This is a genomic window from Amycolatopsis sp. CFH S0740 (assembly GCF_004522315.1).
Lineage (GTDB): Bacteria > Actinomycetota > Actinomycetes > Mycobacteriales > Pseudonocardiaceae > Amycolatopsis > Amycolatopsis nivea.
The window spans coordinates 1-18,293 of sequence record NZ_SDLS01000027.1; the positions used below are offsets into that span (position 1 = coordinate 1).

Consider the following 18,293-nt stretch of genomic DNA (forward strand, 5'->3'; position numbering starts at 1 on the left):
TGGTTCGTGTCCCGGCGGCCGCCCGGTTTCCCTGGCGACTTGGAGAACTTTACACGCCCTCCCAGGGCCCGAAACAGGGGGGTACCTTAACTGCGTTCCCGCAGGTCAGACCCCCTGTTTCGGGCCGAGGGCGAGATCAGGCCCCGACGCGGACGCCGGCGACCGTGCGCTTGCCCTTGCGGACCACGAGCCAGCGGCCGTGGAGGGCGTCGGAAGCCGAGGGCTTCCACTCCTCGTCGGCGATCTTCACGTTGTTCACGTACGCGCCGCCCTCCTTCACTGTCCGCCGCGCCGCGCCCTTGCTGTCCACCAGTCCCCCGGCGAGCAGCAGGTCGACGATCGTCGCGTCTCCCGCGGGCTCGACCTGGCCGTTCGGGACCTCGGCCATCGCCGCGTCGAGCGTCGGGCCGTCGAGGTCGGTCAGCTCGCCGCGGCCGAACAGGGCCTGGCTCGCCGCGATGACCTGACGCGTCTGGTCCTCGCCGTGCACCAGGTTCGTGAACTCCTCGGCCAGCCGCTTCTGCGCAGCGCGCAGGTGCGGACGTTCCTCGGTTTCCTTCGCCAGCGCCTCGATCTCCTCCCGGTCGAGGAAGGTGAACAGGCGCAGGTAGCGGAGCACGTCAGCGTCGCCGACGTTCACGAAGTACTGGTACCAGGCGTACGGCGAGGTCAGCTCCGGATCGAGCCACACATCGCCGCCACCGGTGGATTTGCCGAACTTGCGCCCCTCGGCGTCGGTAACCAGCGGCGCGGTCAGCGCGTGCGCCGTTCCGCCTTCGACTCGGCGGATCAGGTCGACGCCGCCGACGAGGTTGCCCCACTGGTCCGAGCCGCCGACCTGCAGCTTGCAGCCGTGCTTGCGGTACAGCTCCAGGTAGTCCTGCGACTGCAGCAGCAGGTAGCTGAACTCGGTGTAGGACATGCCGTCGCCCTCGAGGCGGCGCTTGACCGTCTCCCGGTTCAGCATCACGTTCACCGAGAAGTGCTTGCCGACGTCCCGCAGGAACTCCAGCGTGTTCTGCTTCGAAGTCCAGTCGAGGTTGTTCTCCACGATCGCGCCGGTCGGCGAATCGTCGAAGTCCACGAACCGCTCCAGCTGCCCGCGGATCCGCCCCGCCCAGTCGGCGACGACGTCCAGGGTGTTCAGCGTGCGCTCCCCGTTGTCGCGGGGGTCGCCGATCATCCCGGTGGCTCCGCCCGCCAGCACGATCGGCCGGTGCCCGGCGCGCTGGAACCGCTTGAGCATCAGCAGCGGGACGAGGTTGCCGGCGTGCAGGCTGGGCGCGGTCGGGTCGAAGCCGCAATAGAGCGTGAGAGGGCCGCGGTCGAGTTCTCGGCGCAGGGCGTCGATATCGGTGGATTGCGCGATCAGGCCGCGCCAGGACAACTCGTCAAGGATGTGCTCACTCACACCTGTAGATGATCCCCCACCAGGTCAAACGACTATCCCGCGGGTCGCACCTGCCGGCGTTTCCCGCCGCGGCGGTAGGTCGAGACGGCTGGTGAGCCGTCGATCCAGAACCGCCACGGCGTGTCCATCGCCATCGCGACGCCGACGCGCGGGCCGGTGCGCACGTTGTCCGCGGGCACGCGTTCGCCGGCGAGCAGCCGCACCGGCGATTCCGGGTCGGTGAGATCGAGCCCGTTCTGCTCGCGGGCGAGACCCAGCACGGAGGTGAGGATGGCCGGGCCTTTGGCGAGCTCGCCGTTGCCGCGCGCGTTAGGCCGCCGCTTCCGCACGATGTCCGCGCCCTCGACGACCTCGCCGGCGCGCAGCAGCACCGCGCCCGGCTGGCCGTCCTCGGTGCCGACGACGTTCGCGCAGAAGTGCATGCCGTAGACGAAGTACACGTAGAGGTGCCCGGCCGGACCCCACATCACCGCGTTGCGCGGGGTTTTCCCGCGGTAGCAATGCGAAGCGGGATCGTCGAGCCCGCGATAGGCCTCGACCTCGACGAGCCGCACCCCGACCCGGCCTTCGGGCGCGTCGGCCTCGAGGACGGCACCGAGCAGCAGCCGAGCCAGGTCGACCGGGTCCAGTGCCAGTTCTTCGCGCCGGAACAACCGGTCCACACGCACTCCCCTCGTCAGGCCGCCAGCCTAACCAGCGGCCCGACGACAGATCACTTCAGCCACTGCCGATGCGCCGCGACGCGCTCGACCAGGCGTTCCCGCTGCTCGGCAACCCGGTCCGGAGCGGTGCCGCCGCGCGCGTCGCGCGAACGCACCGAGCCTTCGACGGTGAGGACTTCGCGCACCGCCGGGGTGAGCGCCGGGTTGATGGCCTGGAATTCCTCGTCGGTCAGCTCGTCGAGCCCCGCCCCGCGCGCCTCCGCGACCCGCACGCTCTCCCCCGCCGCCTCGTGCGCGACGCGGAACGGCACGCCCTGGCGCACCAGCCATTCGGCGATGTCGGTGGCGAGGGTGAACCCGGCGGGAGCCAGTTCGGCGAGCCGGTCGGTGTGGAAGGTGAGCGTGCCGAGCATCCCCGCGATCGCCGGGAAGAGCAGTTCCAGCTGTTCGACCGAGTCGAAGACCGGTTCCTTGTCTTCCTGCAGGTCGCGGTTGTACGCGAGCGGCTGCGCCTTGAGCGTGGCGAGCAGGCCGGTGAGGTTGCCGATCAGCCGTCCGGCCTTGCCGCGGGTCAGCTCCGCGACGTCCGGGTTCTTCTTCTGCGGCATGATCGAGCTGCCGGTGGCCCACGCGTCGTCCAGCGTGACGTAGCCGAACTCGGCGGTGTTCCAGATGATCACCTCTTCGGCGATCCGCGACAGGTTGACCGCGAGCATCGCGACGGCGAACGCGAACTCGGCGACGAAATCGCGCGAGGCGGTGCCGTCGATCGAGTTCTCCACGCTGGTGTCGAAGCCCAGTTCGGCGGCCACGGCTTCTGGGTCGAGGCCGAGCGACGAACCGGCCAGCGCGCCCGAACCGTACGGCGATTCCGCGGTGCGGGCGTCCCAGTCGCGCAGGCGGGAGACGTCGCGCAGCAGCGACTGGCCGTGGGCCATCAGGTGGTGCGCGAGCAGAACCGGCTGCGCGTGCTGCAGGTGGGTGCGCCCGGGCAGGATCGCGTCCGGGTGCCGGGACGCCTGCGACACCAGGGCGTCGATCACGTCGAGCGTGCCCGCGACCACGCGGCGCGCGGCGTCGCGCAGCCACATCCGGAACAGCGTCGCGACCTGGTCGTTGCGGGAACGGCCTGCCCGCAGCTTGCCGCCCAGTTCAGCGCCGGCGCGCTCGATCAGACCGCGTTCGAGTGCGGTGTGCACGTCCTCGTCGGCGACCGTCGGGGTGAACGCGTCGGACGCGACGTCCTGCGCCAGCGTGTCGAGCGCGTCGAGCATCCCGGTCAGTTCCGCTTCGGTGAGCAGACCCGCCTTGTTCAGCACGCGGGCGTGCGCGCGCGATCCGGCGATGTCGTAGGGCGCCAGGCGCCAGTCGAAGTGGGTCGAGGCGCTCAGCGCCGCCATCGCCTCGGCCGGCCCGCTGGCGAACCGGCCGCCCCACAGCTGCACCGGCTGGTCTTTCCCGCTCACGTTCTGCCTCTCTCGTCCGGCGTCTCAGGACGCCTGGGTGCTCGGATGCTGGGTGTTTCCCAGCGGAGTCTGCCCGGTCGCGCGGCGGTGCCGCCGTCCGACCGGGCGAAGCCGCCTCCCGGGGAGGCCGGCCACGGTCGCGCTGCCCGCGTGCAGCACCAGCCGCACCTCGGCGGACACGCGCTCCTGCGCCCGCCGGACGAACGCGTCCAGCGGCTCGCGCAGCGGCGAGAACCACAATCCGTCGTGGACCAGTTCGGCCCACCGGCGGTCGACGCCGCGTTTGAACCTCGCCAGATCACGGTCGAGCGTGACCGATTCCAGCTCCTGGTGCGCGGCGATCAGCACCGCCGCGCCCGGTGCGTCGTAAGCCTCGAACCGGCCGATCCCGTGCGGCCCGGCCCGATGTCCGAGCCGCTGCACCGCCTCGGCGACGCTGACCGTCTCGCCGTCGACCGCGACCGGCACCCCCTCTTCGAAGGTGACAACCACCTCGTCCGGCGCGCCGAGGTTCGCCACTGCGTCCTCGGTCCAGCGGTAACCGTCGTCCGCGGTCCGGCCCCACAAAGTCCGGCTCGTCGACAACTCTTGCCTGCCTCGGACGCCGAGTTCCACGATCTCGAGGTCCGGCGCGAGTACCGCGATCCTGCTGGACAACGTGTCTCCGCCACCGTGTGCGACGGCGGAGGCGTTCCGGTCCCTCGCGGTCGCGACGAGCTGGCTTGCCAGCAGCGGCCGGGCCAGCGCTTCGATCAGCGGGTGCCGGTCGAGAATCAGCGCATTCGCTTGCAGCGCAAGCAAACAGTAACTGTTCGCGAACTCCTCGCGGACATCCGCGACCACGACGTCAGCGGCCCCGTCGGCCATCGCCTGCCGCTGGAGCGCGCACAGATCCACGTCGCCTGAGCCGAAATCCACGGCGACCGCGACCACTTCGCCTTGTTCCTGAAGGAGACTCAGCGCGGATGAGGAGCCGTGCCCGCCCGGATAGGCGAGCACGACCCGCCGGGTCACGGCTCGTTTCCTTCCGCCGAACCTTGGGCGAGCGCGGTGAACCGCTCGGCGAGGTCTCGTCCGGTGAGCGGTTCGCGCGCGATCACCGCAACCGTGTCGTCGCCCGCGATGGACCCGACGACTTCTTCCAGCGCAGCGCGGTCGATCGCGCTCGCGAGGAACTGCGCGGCGCCCGGCGGCGTGCGCAGCACGGTGAGGTTGCCCGACGAGTCCGCCGACACCATCAGCTCGGCGAGCAGCCGGGACAGCCGCGAGGTGCCGCCCTGGACGCCGCGCACGGGACTGCCGTCCTCGGGGATGACGTAGACCGGCGCGCCCGAGTCGGCGCCGCGCAGCTTGATCGCGCCGAGTTCGTCGAGGTCGCGCGACAGCGTCGCCTGGGTGACCTCGATCCCCTCGGCGGCGAGCAGCCGCGCGAGTTCCGTCTGGCTGCGGATGGCCATCGTGGACACCAGTTCGGTGATCCGCGCCTGGCGCCCGACCCGGCTGCTGGTCATTGGCCGTTCTGCCCGAACAGCCAGACCAGCAGGGCTTTCTGCGCGTGCAGCCGGTTCTCCGCCTCGTCCCACACCGCGCTGGCCGGGCCGTCGAGCACCTCGTCGGTGATCTCCCAGCCGCGGTGCGCGGGCAGGCAGTGCAGCACGATCGCCTCGTCGGCGGCGCGCTTCAGCAACGCGGCGTTGACCTGCAGCGCGCGGAACGGGCCGACCCGGTCGAGGCCGTCGTTCTCCTGGCCCATCGACGTCCAGGTGTCGGTGACCAGCACGTCCGAGCCGTCGACGGCCTCGTGCGCGTCGGTGTAGACGTTCGCGCTGCCGCCGGTTTCGGTTCCGCGCTGCTTGGCGTCGAGCATCACCTGCTGGTCGGGCTGGAACCCCTCCGGCGACACGACACGCACGTTCATCCCGGCCGTCGTGCCGCCGAGCAGCAGCGAATGCGCCATGTTGTTGGCGCCGTCGCCGAGGTAGGTGAGCGTGAGCCCGGCGAGCTTGCCCTTGCGCTCGCGGATGGTCATCAGGTCCGTGAGCACCTGGCACGGGTGGAATTCGTCGGTGAGCGCGTTGACGATCGGGATCGACGCGACCGACGCCATCGAGTCGATGCGCTTCTGCGCGAAGGTGCGCCACACGACGGCGTCGACGTAGCGCGACAGCACGCGCGAGGTGTCCTCGATGGTCTCCTCGCGGCCGAGCTGCATCGAACGGCCGTCGACGATCACCGGATGCCCGCCGAGTTGGCTGATGCCGACCTCGAACGAGAACCGGGTGCGGGTGGAGTTCTTTTCGAAGATCGCGGCCACCGTGGAGCCGGCGAGCGCCTTCGTGCCGAGCGGGTCGGCTTTCAGCTGGTCGGCGAGGTCGAGCAGAGCGGCCTGCTCGGCGGGGGTGACGTCGTCGTCGCGGAGGAAATGGCGGGGCATCAGTCGGATTCCTTCGTGGTGGTGGAGTCGAGCACGCCCGGGAGGGCGGAGAGGAAGCCGTGCGCCTGCTGCTCGTCGAGCACGAGCGGCGGGGCGAGCCGGACGGTGTCCGGGGCGACCGGGTTGACGAGGTAGCCCGCTTCCTGCGCGGCCTTCGCGACCGCCGCGGAAACCGGCTTCCGCAGACCGATGCCGAGCAGCAGCCCCGCGCCGCGGACCCCGGACACGAGCGGGTGGCCGAGCGCCTCGACTCCCGCGGCGAGGTCCTTGCCCAGCGCGGAAACGTGGTCGAGCAGGTCATCCCGGACGATGGTGCGCAGCACGGCCAGCCCGGCCGCGCAGCACACCGGGTTGCCGCCGAAGGTCGTGCCGTGCTGGCCCGGCTTCAGCAGGTCGCCCGCCGCGCCGACGCCGATCACGGCGCCGAGCGGAAGCCCGCCGCCGAGGCCCTTCGCGAGCGTGATCACGTCCGGCACGATCCCGGCCTGCTGGAAGCCGAACCACGTGCCGAGCCTGCCGATCCCGGTCTGCACCTCGTCGAGGACGAGCAGCGCACCGGCGGCCTTGGTGATCTCGCGCGCCGCGTGCAGGTAGCCGTCCGGAGCCGGGATCACCCCGGCCTCGCCGAGCACCGGCTCCAGGAAGACCGCAGCGGTCTCGCCGTCCACGGCGGCCCGCAACGCGTCTACGTCGCCGTAGGGAACGTGCGTGACGCCCGGAACCAGCGGCTCGAACGCCTCGCGCTTCGAGGGCTGCCCGGTGAGCGACAGCGCGCCCATGGTGCGGCCGTGGAACGCGCCCTCCGCCGCGACGACCTTGCTGCGGCCGGTGAGCCGGGTGATCTTCAGCGCGGCCTCGTTCGCCTCCGCGCCGGAGTTCACGAACAGGACTTTCCCTTGCCCGTTCAGGCCCGCGACGTCCAGCAGGGTTTCGGCGAGTTCGACCGCGACCGGGTTCACGTACAGGTTCGACGTGTGCCCCAGCTTCGAGATCTGCTCGGTGACCGCGCGCACCACCTCCGGGTGGGCATGGCCGAGCGCGTTCACCGCGATGCCGCCGACCAGGTCGACGTACTCGGCGCCGTCCGCGTCCCACACTCGCGCGCCTTCGCCGCGCACCAGGGTCAGGCCGGGGGTTCCGTAGTTGTCCATGACGGCCGACTGCCAGTGCTGCTGGCCGTCCGCATTGGACTTGAGGGTAGTCACGCGTGCTCCGTTCCGGGGTGCGCTGCCTCGGGCAGCACCATGGTGCCGATGCCGCGCGAAGTGAAGACCTCGAGCAGCACCGAATGGGCGAGCCTGCCGTCGATGACGTGGGCGCCGCGCACGCCGCCGCGCACCGCGCGCACGCACGCCTCCATCTTCGGGATCATGCCGCTGGCCAGGCCGGGCAGCATGCGTTCGAGACGGTCGACGGGGATCCGGTCGATCAGCGACGACCGATCCGGCCAGTTGGCGTAAAGGCCTTCGACGTCGGTGAGCACGACGAGCTTCTCCGCACCGAGCGCCGCGGCGAGCGCGCCCGCGGCGGTGTCGGCGTTGACGTTGTGCACCACGCCGTCGATGTCGGGGGCAACCGTGGACACCACCGGGATGCGGCCGGCGTTCACGATGTCGAGCACCGCGGCCGGATTCACCTCGGCGACCTCGCCCACGAGGCCGATGTCCACCTGCTCACCGTCCACAGTGGCCTGTTTGCGCTCGGCGGTGAACAGCCGCGCGTCCTCGCCGGAAATGCCGACCGCGTACGGTCCGTGCGCGTTGATCAGGCCGACCAGCTCGCGGCTCACCTGCCCGACGAGCACCATGCGCACGATGTCCATGGTCTCCGGCGTGGTGACGCGCAGCCCGCCCTTGAACTCCCCCGGCACGCCGAGCCGGGACAGCATCGCGCTGATCTGCGGGCCGCCGCCGTGCACGACCACCGGGTGCAGCCCGGCCAGCCGCAGGAACACCATGTCCTCGGCGAACGCGGCCTTCAGCTGGTCGTCGATCATCGCGTTGCCGCCGTACTTGACCACGACGGTCGCGCCGTTGAACCGCTGCAGCCACGGCAGCGCTTCGATCAGCACCCCGGCCTTCTCGGCCGCGCTGGCGAGCCGTTCGTCCGCGGAGACGAGCCTTCCGGTATCCGTCATGACGAGTACGCGCTGTTCTCTTCGACGTACGCGTGCGAGAGGTCCGTGGTGTAAATCGTGGCCTCGCCCGAACCTACTCCGAGATCCACGACGACGTCGATCGCCCGCCCGGACAGATCGGCCGCGGACCGGTCCTCGGCCGTGGTGCCGCCCGCGAACAACGTGACGCCGTTGATCGCGATCGACACCGTCTCGGGGTCGATCCGCGCCGGTGCGCGGCCAAGCGCCATCGCGATGCGGCCCCAGTTGGGATCGGACCCGAACAAGGCGGTCTTGACCAGGTTGTCCTCGGCGATCGTCCGAGCCACGGCGATCGCGTCGGCTTCGGACGCGGCGCCCTTCACCGTGACGTCGACGTCCTTGGTGGCGCCTTCGGAATCGGCCCGCAGCTGCAGCACCAGGTCGTGGCTGACCTTGGTGAGCAGCTCGGTCAGCTCGGCTTCGGTCGGCTCCACCCCGCTCGCGCCCGAGGCGAGCACGAGCACGGTGTCGTTGGTCGACGTCCCGCCGTCCACGTCGAGCCGATCGAACGTGACGTGCGTGGCGGCGCGCAGCGCACGGTCGAGAGTTTCCTTGTCCGCCACGGCATCCGTGGTCAGCACGGACAGCATCGTCGCCAGGTTCGGCGCGAGCATTCCCGCGCCCTTGGCGAACCCGCCGACGCTCCACCCGGAGTCGTGCCGGGCGAACGCCTGCTTCGGTTTGGTGTCGGTGGTCATGATGCCGGTGGCCGCGTTGAGCGCCGCTTCCGGGCCGGCGTCCAGCGCCTTGACCGCACTGTCCACACCGGACAGAACGGCGGGCATCGGCAGCCGCTCGCCGATCAGGCCGGTGGAACACACCGCGACCTCGATCGCCCCGGCGCCCAGCACCTCGGCGACCTTTTCCGCGGTGGCGTGCGTGTCCTGGAACCCGCCTGGCCCGGTCGCCGCGTTCGCCCCGCCGGAGTTGAGCACGACGGCCTTCAGCTTCTGCTGTTTCAGCACTTCCTGCGACCACAGCACCGGCGCGGCTTTGATCACGTTGCGGGTGAACACGCCCGCCGCGACGTCGAGCGGGCCGTCGTTGACGACCAGCGAGAGGTCGAGCGCGCCGGAGGCTTTGATCCCGGCGGCCACGCCCGCGGCGCGGAAACCCTTCGGTCCGGTGACGGTCACGGTGCCACTCCCACGGTGGAAAGTCCGGTGGCCTCGGGGAAACCGAGCGCCAGGTTCATCGACTGGACGGCACCGCCCGCGGTGCCCTTGGTGAGGTTGTCGATCGACGTGACGACGACCAGCCTGCCCGCGCCGTCGTCGATCCCGAGCTGGAGCTGGACGTTGTTCGAGCCGACCGTGGCCGCGGTCGTCGGCCAGGTCCCTTCGGGCAGCACCTGGACGAACGGCTCCGCGTCGTAGGCCTTCTCGTAGACCGCGCGCGCGGCGGCCTCGTCGACGTCGCCCGCGAGCTGGGCGCTCGCCGTCGTGAGAATGCCGCGCGGCATCGGCGCGAGCACCGGCGTGAACGAAACGGTCACCGGCTTGCCCGCCGCGCCGGAGAGGTTCTGCACGAACTCCGGCGTGTGCCGATGCGCACCGGCGACGCCGTACGCGCTCGCGTTGCCCATGACCTCGGACCCGAGCAGGTTCGGCTTCAGGCTCTTGCCCGCACCGGACGTCCCCGTCACCGACACCACGGTGACCGCGGGCTCGATCAGCCCCGCCGCCAACGCCGGGGCCAGCGCCAGCGACCCGCCGGTCGGGAAACAGCCCGGAACCGCGATCCTCTTGGTCCCGACGAGCTTCTCGCGCGCACCAGGCAGCTCGGGCATCCCGTAAGGCCATTGCCCCGCGTGCTCGCCGGAGTACCACCGTCGCCAGTCCGCCGCGTCCGCGAGCCGATGGTCGGCCCCAAGATCGACCACGAGCACGTCCGGCCCGAGCTGCGCCGCGATCTCGGCCGAATGGCCGTGCGGCAGAGCAAGGAACACGACGTCGTGGCCCGCGAGCGTCTCCGCGTTCGTCTCGAGCAGCACCCGCCCGGCCAGCGGAGCGAGGTGCGGCTGGTGCGCGCCCAGCGTCGTCCCCGCGCTGCTCGCCGCCGTGAGAGCGCCGATCTCGACCTCGGGATGGGTCAGGAGCAGGCGCAGCAGTTCGCCGCCCGCGTACCCGCTGGCACCGGCTACCGCGATCTTCACCGTCATACGAATGATTATGCACGAGCGTGCAAGCTCAAACAAAGAGGGTTTGCTCACCCTGACCGTCCCCTCCCCGGGACTTCCTTGGATTCCCTGCGTTCTCCAGGCTTTTTCCGCCGCCGCGATGGACTGGATCAGCCCTGATCGACGGCGTGCCGATGCGGTTCCGCGGCGGCAGGACTTCCGGACGGGCTTAGGCGACGGGTTCCTGGCCCGCGCTAACGACCGAGCCGCCTGAACAGGCGGACTCGTCAGCCGCGCGAGCTGGGTGCACGGGTTGTTCCAGCCCGCCGAGCCGCCCAGCCAAGACCGCTCAGCAACGCGCATCGTTCAACCGTTCGAACCTGCCTCCTTGACCGCCTGCCCTGTACCTGAGCCACCAGACCTGCGCGGGCACCACCTGTTCCGCGCCCGCCGCTCACCCCGGCACCTCAGCCGCGTGTCCGGCACCCACCGTCGCCCCGGAGCCCACGCCGCAAATCCGGCGCGCACGCCACCAGTCCGGCGCATGCCGCCCGCGCTGGGCCCAATCCGTCACTCCGGCACCCACCACTCGCCACGGAACCTATGCCGTAAGTTCCGCGCGAGCGCCGCTCGCCCGGGAGCCCAGGCCACCGTCCCGCGCGCATGCCGCTCGCCTCGAGACCCACGCCGCAAGTCCCGCGCTGCGGAACCCGCGCCACAACTCCCGCGCGCGCCGCGTCGCGGAACCCGCGCCAGAAATCCAGCGCGCACACCGCCGATCCCGGAGCCCAAACCCCAGTCCGGCCAGCAGCCACCGCCACGCCGGGCCCGCCTCGGGATGCGAACCCGGCGGGCACTCGTCAGTCCACCCCCTCCTCCGCTTCGCGCAGACTCGGCGGTGTGGGCAGATGATTTCCCGGATGTTCCGGATCGCACCCGACCCTCGGCAGCCGCGCCCGGATCCCGCCGGGCGTTCGCGCGAAATGGCGCGCCAACTCGATCACCGAGTCCCCGGCGAGCCAGCGGGCTTCCAGATCCGCGTCCATCTCGTCGGTCCACGGCCGCCCCTGCTGGGCCGGGCGTCCGCGCGATCTTCGCCGCGAGCCGCCGCCCGCGAAGGTGCGCAGGCTCGTGTCGAGCAGTTCCGCGACGGTCGCCACGGACGTCACGTCGAGTTCGAGTCTGCCCTCGACGACGGGTTCGCCGTCCGGCCGTTCTCCGCCGACCGTGACGGTGACCCGCTCGGGCTCGCCGTCCTCGGTGCGGGTGACGACGGCGACCTGGTACTGGACATCTCCTGACCGGACCTCGGTCCGGTGCTCCTGAATGATCGTCATGGCCGCGAAGGTATCCGCGACCCCCGACAATTTTCGATCACTTAACGCGATCGGGTGACTGCGGTCCGAAATTGTCAGACCCTCGTCGTAGCGTCCTCGGCGACCCGAAAACGACCGAGGGGGCTCGATGGACCAGCGGAAAAGAACAATGCCCCGGCCTGGCAGGCCAGGCCGGGGCACCGCGCAGGACAACTCAGAAACGCAGCAGACCGGCAAGCAGGCCCTGCTTCTCCTCCGCCGCGGCCTTCGCCGCGGCATCAGCCTTCTGCTGCGCATCGGAAGCGACCGGAGACGGAACCGGCTGCGGCACTGCGGCGCACTGGACGTCGGAGCGGTCGCCTCGCACCCGCTTCGGCAACGCGCCGGTGGCGAGGTAGTCGGCGACCCTGTCGTCCACGCACGAAACCCCGGAGAGCGATCCGGCGTGCGTCGTCCCGCCGGGCGCGCTGATGAGGCTCGAGCGCGGGTAGCGCTTGCGCACTTCGAGGCTGCCCGAGTACGGCGTCGCCGCGTCGAGTTCCTCGCTGATCAGGAGCGCGCCGCTCGCCTTCGAGCCGTCGATGTCCATCGGCTTGCCCGGCTTCGCGGGCCAGTTCAGGCAGGTCGCGTTGTACCAGGTGTTGCTCCAGGTCTCGAAAGGCGCGCGAGTGTGGGTGGCCCAGGCGTCGCGGCGCCAGCGGTCCCAGTCCTGCGGCCACTGGACATCGGTGCACTGCACCGCGCTGTAAACCGCGTAGCCGTTGTCGTCGCCAGGCGCGTTCGACTTGTCGTACAACGCTTTCAGCGTCTGCCAGTCGCCGCGGTGCACCCATCCGTCGAAGGCCTTGGCCATGTCTTCCCAGCCGAACACGTAGTAGCCGGCTTGAAGGAAGATGTCGGTCCACTCGTCGCCGCCGATCACGCCGCCCGCCGGGGCGCGGTCGAGCTTCCGCTGCTGCGCGTACCAGAGCTGCTCGACGGCCGAACCGGTCTTGCCGAGGTGGTAGACGTTGTCGTACTTCGCGAGCCAGTCGAAGTAGATCTTGATGTTGCGGTCGAAGGCGACGTCCTGGTCCAGGTTGGCGTCGTACCAGACCTTGCGCGGGTCGACGTTCCCGTCGAGCACCATCCGGCGCATGCGGTCCGGGTACAGCGTGCTGTACACCTGCCCGAGGTAAGTGCCGTAAGAGAACCCGTAGTAGTTGATCTGCTTCTGGCCCAGCGCCTTGCGGAGGCTTTCCATGTCCTGCGCGACGTCAGTGGTCTTGATGTGCTCGAGCAGCGGGCCGTTCTTCGCGCAGGCCTCGGCGTAGCCCTTCGTGCGAGCGCGCCAGGTGTTCTCCAGCTGCGGGGTCTTCGGCACGTAAGCCGGACGGACTGGAGCGAAGTAGTTCCCGTCGCACGTGAGCGCCGGTTTGCTGGAGCCGACACCGCGAGGGTCGAAGCCGATCCAGTCGTAGCTGTCTCCGGCGTGCTTCGGCACATTCCGGCCGAGCACCGAAAGACCGAGGCCGGAGCCTCCCGGCCCGCCCGGGTTCACCAGCAGCACGCCCTGGAACTTCGCGGTCTTGTGCTTCACCCGGGAAACGGCGATCTGCGCCTTCTCGCCCGACGGCTGCGCGTAATCCATCGGGACCTCCAGGAATCCGCATTCGGCTCCCGACTTGGCGAGTCCCGGTGCGGAACACGGTCCCCACTTGATCGGCGGCGCGTAGCCCGGCCCTTCGGGCTGCACCGCGGTGGCGGCGGGTGCGACAGCCAGCGTTCCGGCCGCGACAGCGGCGGCGGCCAGCGCGGTGACGATTTTCCTCACAGTGGTCCTTTGCGTCCGACGGCAACCAGGGCTCGTCGAAGCTACCGGCTGCGCGGCAGAATCTCGTTTCCCGACACGAGCCGCGCTGTCCCCCGATCGTCGGGATCCGAGACGACGGAGGTGGTCCTCAATGGGTGCGGGCGAAGCCTTGATCACGGCGGTGCGAACCGGGCTGGCCGAGCTGGCGGACCCGGTCAAAGCACCGGAGATGCAGGCGTACATGAAGTCCGCGATGCCGTTTCGCGGCGTGCCGAAACCGCCGCGCGGCAAGCTTATGAAGACGGTCTTGGCCGAGCATGTTCTGCCCGATCGAGTGACGTACGTCGAGACCGTGCTCGCGTTGTGGCGGCAAGCGGAGTACCGCGAGGAGCGGTACTCCGCGATCGACCTCTCCGGGCACCGTGCCTACCGGCAATGGCAGGACCCGGAACTGCTGGAGGTGTACGACGAGCTGATCGTCACCGGTGCGTGGTGGGACCACGTCGACGAGGTCGCGATCCGCCGGGTCGGGCCGATCCTGCGCGAGCACCGGGCGGCAGTCGCGCCGGTTCTGCGCCGCTGGATGACAGACGCTGATCGCTGGCGCCGGCGGACGGCGGTGATCTGTCAGGTCAGCGCGAAAGGCGAGGTGGACCAGAAGCTGCTCGCCGACGCGATCGAGGCGAACCTCGAGGACCGGGATTTCTTTCTGCGCAAGGGAATCGGCTGGGCACTGCGGGATCATGCTCGTGCCGAGCCGGAGTGGGTCCGCGCGTTCGTCCGCGCACACCCGGGGCTGTCCCCGCTGTCCGTCCGGGAGGCGATGAAGCACCTCAGCTGAAGCGAACCGTTCGAGGAAAAGGAAAGGAGGGTGCCATGACACCAGCGCTCCCCCGCCCCGGCTGACCGGCCGGTGGCCGGAGCGCGGGACGGGGACAGCGTCGGATCAGGCGCGGAGCGTCGCTCCGAAGCGCTCGCCGGCAGCGGCGACCGCGGCGTCGCGGGCCTTGGTGGCCTCGTCGACGGTCAAGGTGCGGTCCGCGGCGCGGAAGCGGAGCTTGTACGCCAGGGAACGCTTGCCTTCGCCGAGCTGCTCGCCGGCGTAGACGTCGAAGAGGGTGATCTCCTCGAGCAGTTCGCCCGCACCTTCGCGGAGCACGTCGGCGAGGTCGGCGGACGGGACGTCCGTGCCGGCGACCAGTGCGACGTCCAGCAGCACCGGCGGGTAGGCCGAGATGCTGGGCGCCGGACGGGAGTCGGGCAGCGGGATCGCGTCCAGGTCGAGTTCCATGGCGACCGTGCGCGGCGGCAGGCCGAGGGCCTCGACGACCTTCGGGTGCAGTTCGCCCGCGTGGCCGACCGGCCAGTCGCCGACGCGCAGCTGGGCGCACCGGCCCGGGTGCCACGGCAGCAGGTCGGCGGCCTGCACGGTGAGCTGCACGCCGGCGGCCTCGGCCACCAGGCGCGCGGCCTGCACGGCATCGGCCCAGCCTGCCTGGTCGCCCTTGCCCCACCAGCCGGCGCGCGGGCGCTGGCCGCTGAGGACGACGGCGACGTGCACCGGCTGCGCGGGCACGGCGGCCTCCAGCACGGCGAGGTCCTCGTCGCTCGGGCGGTGCTCGACGCCGAGGTCCGGGACCTTGAGCTGGTTCGGCTTCGGCAGCACGACCTGGCCGACGTGGAACAGCGACACGTCCTTCAGGCCGCGGGACACGTTGCGCTGCAACGTCTCCAGCAGGCCCGGCAGGAGGGTGGTCGCCATCCGGTCGTGGTCGGCTTCGAGCGGGTTCTGCACGCGCACCGTCGTGCGGCGGATGTCGTCCTCGGGCAGGCCGAAGGCGTCCCACACGGCGTCGCCGATGAACGGGAACGGGCGCACCTCGACGTAGCCCGCCTCGGCGAGCGCGCCGGACACCGCGCGGCGGCGGCGCTGGACGTCGGTGAGGCCGCGGCCCGCGGGCGCGGCGGGCAGCACCGACGGGATGCTGTCGTAGCCCTCGAGCCGCAGGACCTCCTCGACGAGGTCCGCCGGCTGCACGAGGTCGCCGCGCCAGCTCGGCGGGGTCGCGGTGACCAGGCCGACGCCCTGGTCGCTCGTGCTGAGCTGGACTTTGCAGCCGATCTGGCCGAGCCGCCGCACCGTGACGCCGCGTTCGTAGCGGACGCCGGCGACCTGGTCGGGCAGGTTGATCGGCATGGTCACCGGGGCGTGCGGGGCGACGCCGCCGACGTCGGTGCGGCCCGGGCGGATCGCGCCGTCGCCGTACTGGCGCAGCAGCCGCGCGGCGAGCTCCACCGCGGCCGCGCACAGCGCCGGGTCGGTGTAGCGCTCGAAGCGCTTCGCCGCCTCGGAGAACAGCTTGTGCCGGCGCGCGGTGCGGCTGATCGACGCCGGGTTCCAGTGCGCCGCCTCGAGCAGCACGTCCGTGCTCTCCGGCGTGATCTCCGTGCTGGCGCCGCCCATCGTGCCGGCGAGGGAGATGACGCCGCTGTCGTCGGCGATCACGATGTCGTCCGCGTCGAGGGTGCGCTCGACGTCGTCGAGGGTGGTGAGCTTCTCCCCCGCCTTCGCGCGGCGGACCACCAGGTCGCCCTGGATGGAGCCGGTCGCGAACGCGTGCAGCGGGTGGCCGAGCTCGAGCATCACGTAGTTGGTGACGTCGACCGCGAGGGAGATGGACCGGATACCGGCCAGCATCAGCCTGCGGCGGATCCGCCACGGCGTCGGCGCGGTCGCGTCGAGACCGGTGACGCGGCGCAGCACGAACCGCGGGCAGCCCTCGGGGTCCTCGACCCGGACCGGCCACGCTTCGCCCTCGGCCTCCGGGAAGTTGTCGAGCATCGCCGGGTCGCCGAAGGGCACGTCGAGCGCGTTCGACAGCTCGCGCGCCAGGCCGCGGATCGACAGCGCGTAGCCGCGGTCCGGGGTCGGCGTGACCTCGATGACGGTGTCGTCGAGACCGAGCAGGTCCTTCGCGTCGTCGCCGGGGCTCGCCGTGCCCGGCGGGAGCACGAGGATGCCGCTGTGGTCGTCGCCGAGGCCGAGTTCGGCCGCCGAGCAGATCATGCCGTCGCTGACCTTGCCGTACGTCTTGCGCGCGGCGATCTCGAAATCGCCCGGCAGGACCACGCCCGGCAGCGCGACCACGACGAGGTCGCCCTCGGCGAAGTTGCTCGCGCCGCAGACGATGCCGCGCGTCTTGATGCCGTGCGGACCTTCGTTCTCGAGCGGGCCGTCGTCCTCGTCGTCGTCCTCTTCGGACAGTTCGGCGTCGTCGGGCTCCGGGTCGGGTTCCTCGCCGACCTCGACGCGGCAGAACCGCACCGGCTTCTTGAAGCCGGTCAGCTCCTCGATCTCCGCGACGCGGCCGACCACGAGCGGGCCGGTCACCGGGCCGAGCTTGCTGAGCTCGTCGACCTCGATCCCGATCCGCACGAAGGCGTCGGCCAGGTCCTGCGGCGTGACGTCGGCATCCACCTCGAGATGCTCGGTCAGCCAGCTCACCGGGACTCGCACTACGCCTCCGTTCCGAAGGGAAGGGTGAACCGGACGTCGCCTTCGACCATGTCGCGCATGTCCGGGATGCCGTTGCGGAACTGCAGGGTCCGCTCGATGCCCATGCCGAACGCGAAGCCCGAGTAGACCTCGGGGTCGACGCCGCACGCGCGCAGGACGTTCGGGTTGACCATGCCGCAGCCGCCCCATTCGACCCAGCCGGGGCCGCCCTTCTTCTCCTCGAACCAGACGTCGACCTCCGCCGACGGCTCGGTGAACGGGAAGAAGTGCGGGCGCAGCCGCGTCGTGGAGCTCTCGCCGAACATCGCGCGGGCGAACGCGTCGAGCGTGCCCTTGAGGTGCGCCATGGTGAGGCCCTTGTCGACGGCGAGGCCTTCGACCTGGGTGAACACCGGCGTGTGGGTGGAGTCGAGTTCGTCGGTGCGGTACGTGCGGCCCGGGCACACGACGTACACCGGCAGGTCGCGGTGCAGCAGGCTGCGGGCCTGCACCGGCGAGGTGTGCGTGCGCAGCACCAAGCCGGAGCCTTCCTCGCCGACGTAGAACGTGTCCTGCAGCTGGCGCGCCGGGTGGTCCTTGCCGAAGTTGAGCGCGTCGAAGTTGAACCACTCCGCCTCGAGCTCGGGCCCTTCGGCGACCTCGTAGCCCATGGCGACGAAAACGTCGGCGATGCGCTCCGACAGCGTGCTGATCGGGTGCCGGGCTCCGCGCGGGACCTGGTCCCACGGCAGCGTGACGTCGACGGCCTCCTCGCGAAGCACGCGCTCGTCGCGCTCGGCCTGCAAAGCCGCGCGGCGCGCGTCGAACGCGGACTGCACCGCCTGGCGGGCCTCGTTGACGCGCTTGCCGGCGTCGGCCTTCTCCTGCTTCGGCAGCGCGGCGATTTCCCGGCGCGCGAGGAGCACGGGCGACTGGTCCCCGAGATGGGCCGGTTTGACGGCGGCGAGCGCGTCCAGGTCGGCCGCGCCGGCGAAGGCGTCCTCGGCCGCCTTGATCGCCGCGCGCAGGGTCTCCGGTGCGAGCACGTCGACCGGCTGTTCTGTGGCTCCGGACATGACTCCTCGGCGTCCGCTGGGACTGGTGTTGTCGGCGGCACGCGGGCATGCCGCCGCACGTGCACATCGGGCAGCTCAGTCTAGGGGATCGGGCGCCGGGCCCGGCCGCTCACCCTCCGCTTCCGGAGCGGCTGCGCCGGATCCGCCCCGTGATCACGACTGACCGTCGCCGGGGACCCGAACGGTGGTCAGCGGATCAGGTGAGAACCGCCTCCCGACCGGCTCGCCCCGGCCGCCCTCGCAAGCGGCTGCGGAGCGGCTCGGCCGGGCGGGGTTTCGGGAGTGATCGGCACCGCCAATGCGGAGCGCGGGACTGCCAGACCGAAAGCGCGGCACGGCTCGTGCCAACGGCGGCAGCGCGGG

15 protein-coding genes are annotated in these 18,293 nt (G+C 71.0%); 1 reads left to right on the forward strand and 14 read right to left on the reverse strand.

Annotated features, from left to right (window positions below):
- Positions 1-136 precede the first annotated feature (136 nt).
- From tyrS to EIZ45_RS34275, 12 genes are all read right to left on the reverse strand, one after another.
- Positions 137-1,411 carry a tyrosine--tRNA ligase gene (gene tyrS, locus EIZ45_RS34220; RefSeq protein ID WP_134667954.1) on the reverse strand — a complete coding sequence of 425 codons (1,275 nt, stop codon included), beginning with the start codon at positions 1,409-1,411 and terminating at the stop codon, positions 137-139.
- 32 nt (positions 1,412-1,443) lie between these two features.
- A complete protein-coding gene (locus tag EIZ45_RS34225; protein ID WP_037818187.1) occupies positions 1,444-2,079 on the reverse strand; it encodes a DNA-3-methyladenine glycosylase in 636 nt (211 codons plus the stop codon).
- Positions 2,080-2,123: 44 nt separating this feature from the next.
- Positions 2,124-3,539, reverse strand: a complete 1,416-nt coding sequence (gene argH, locus EIZ45_RS34230) for an argininosuccinate lyase (protein ID WP_134667955.1) — start codon at positions 3,537-3,539, stop codon at positions 2,124-2,126.
- Between the two features lie 24 nt (positions 3,540-3,563).
- Positions 3,564-4,553, reverse strand: a complete 990-nt coding sequence (locus EIZ45_RS34235; protein WP_134667956.1) for an argininosuccinate synthase domain-containing protein — start codon at positions 4,551-4,553, stop codon at positions 3,564-3,566.
- Positions 4,550-5,050 carry an arginine repressor gene (locus EIZ45_RS34240; protein ID WP_037818182.1) on the reverse strand — a complete coding sequence of 167 codons (501 nt, stop codon included), beginning with the start codon at positions 5,048-5,050 and terminating at the stop codon, positions 4,550-4,552. Before EIZ45_RS34240 ends, EIZ45_RS34235 begins: the two co-directional genes overlap by 4 nt.
- The gene (argF, locus tag EIZ45_RS34245) at positions 5,047-5,973 is read right to left on the reverse strand and encodes an ornithine carbamoyltransferase (protein ID WP_134667957.1); all 927 of its coding nucleotides are present in this window, start codon (positions 5,971-5,973) and stop codon (positions 5,047-5,049) included. Before argF ends, EIZ45_RS34240 begins: the two co-directional genes overlap by 4 nt.
- On the reverse strand, positions 5,973-7,178 hold the full coding sequence (locus tag EIZ45_RS34250; RefSeq protein WP_134667958.1) for an acetylornithine transaminase: 1,206 nt from the start codon (positions 7,176-7,178) through the stop codon (positions 5,973-5,975). The genes argF and EIZ45_RS34250 overlap by 1 nt, the downstream gene beginning before the upstream one ends.
- Entirely contained in the window at positions 7,175-8,110 is a 936-nt protein-coding gene (argB, locus tag EIZ45_RS34255) for an acetylglutamate kinase (RefSeq protein WP_037818179.1), read from the reverse strand. The genes EIZ45_RS34250 and argB overlap by 4 nt, the downstream gene beginning before the upstream one ends.
- Positions 8,107-9,267 carry a bifunctional glutamate N-acetyltransferase/amino-acid acetyltransferase ArgJ gene (gene argJ, locus EIZ45_RS34260; RefSeq protein ID WP_134667959.1) on the reverse strand — a complete coding sequence of 387 codons (1,161 nt, stop codon included), beginning with the start codon at positions 9,265-9,267 and terminating at the stop codon, positions 8,107-8,109. Before argJ ends, argB begins: the two co-directional genes overlap by 4 nt.
- Entirely contained in the window at positions 9,264-10,292 is a 1,029-nt protein-coding gene (argC, locus tag EIZ45_RS34265) for an N-acetyl-gamma-glutamyl-phosphate reductase (protein WP_134667960.1), read from the reverse strand. The genes argJ and argC overlap by 4 nt, the downstream gene beginning before the upstream one ends.
- Before the next feature lie 818 nt (positions 10,293-11,110).
- Complete coding sequence (locus EIZ45_RS34270; RefSeq protein WP_134667961.1) at positions 11,111-11,587, reverse strand: helix-turn-helix domain containing protein; 477 nt, start codon at positions 11,585-11,587, stop codon at positions 11,111-11,113.
- 193 nt (positions 11,588-11,780) lie between these two features.
- Positions 11,781-13,379 (reverse strand): alpha/beta hydrolase, encoded by a 1,599-nt coding sequence (locus EIZ45_RS34275; protein ID WP_134667962.1) that lies wholly within the window; start codon positions 13,377-13,379, stop codon positions 11,781-11,783.
- Positions 13,380-13,509: 130 nt separating this feature from the next.
- Here EIZ45_RS34275 and EIZ45_RS34280 point away from each other — a divergent pair, with 130 nt between their 5' ends.
- Positions 13,510-14,199: a DNA alkylation repair protein gene (locus tag EIZ45_RS34280; RefSeq protein WP_134667963.1), complete on the forward strand. Its 690-nt coding sequence runs from the start codon at positions 13,510-13,512 to the stop codon at positions 14,197-14,199.
- Positions 14,200-14,304: 105 nt separating this feature from the next.
- On the opposite strand, the gene pheT is transcribed toward EIZ45_RS34280, so the two are convergent.
- A complete protein-coding gene (gene pheT / locus EIZ45_RS34285; protein WP_134667964.1) occupies positions 14,305-16,875 on the reverse strand; it encodes a phenylalanine--tRNA ligase subunit beta in 2,571 nt (856 codons plus the stop codon).
- Entirely contained in the window at positions 16,875-17,930 is a 1,056-nt protein-coding gene (gene pheS / locus EIZ45_RS34290; protein ID WP_043828483.1) for a phenylalanine--tRNA ligase subunit alpha, read from the reverse strand. The genes pheT and pheS overlap by 1 nt, the downstream gene beginning before the upstream one ends.
- Positions 17,931-18,293: the final 363 nt, after the last annotated feature.

What these genes read in the sequence shown, in the direction of transcription:
- EIZ45_RS34240 (WP_037818182.1), bottom strand. Translation starts at nt 5,050, where the DNA reads ATGACCAGCAGCCGGGTCGGGCGCCAGGCGCGGATCACCGAACTGGTG.
- argF (WP_134667957.1), bottom strand. Translation starts at nt 5,973, where the DNA reads ATGCCCCGCCATTTCCTCCGCGACGACGACGTCACCCCCGCCGAGCAG.
- argB (WP_037818179.1), bottom strand. Translation starts at nt 8,110, where the DNA reads ATGACGGATACCGGAAGGCTCGTCTCCGCGGACGAACGGCTCGCCAGC.
- argC (WP_134667960.1), bottom strand. Translation starts at nt 10,292, where the DNA reads ATGACGGTGAAGATCGCGGTAGCCGGTGCCAGCGGGTACGCGGGCGGC.
- EIZ45_RS34270 (WP_134667961.1), bottom strand. Translation starts at nt 11,587, where the DNA reads ATGACGATCATTCAGGAGCACCGGACCGAGGTCCGGTCAGGAGATGTC.
- EIZ45_RS34280 (WP_134667963.1), top strand. Translation starts at nt 13,510, where the DNA reads ATGGGTGCGGGCGAAGCCTTGATCACGGCGGTGCGAACCGGGCTGGCC.
- pheS (WP_043828483.1), bottom strand. Translation starts at nt 17,930, where the DNA reads ATGTCCGGAGCCACAGAACAGCCGGTCGACGTGCTCGCACCGGAGACC.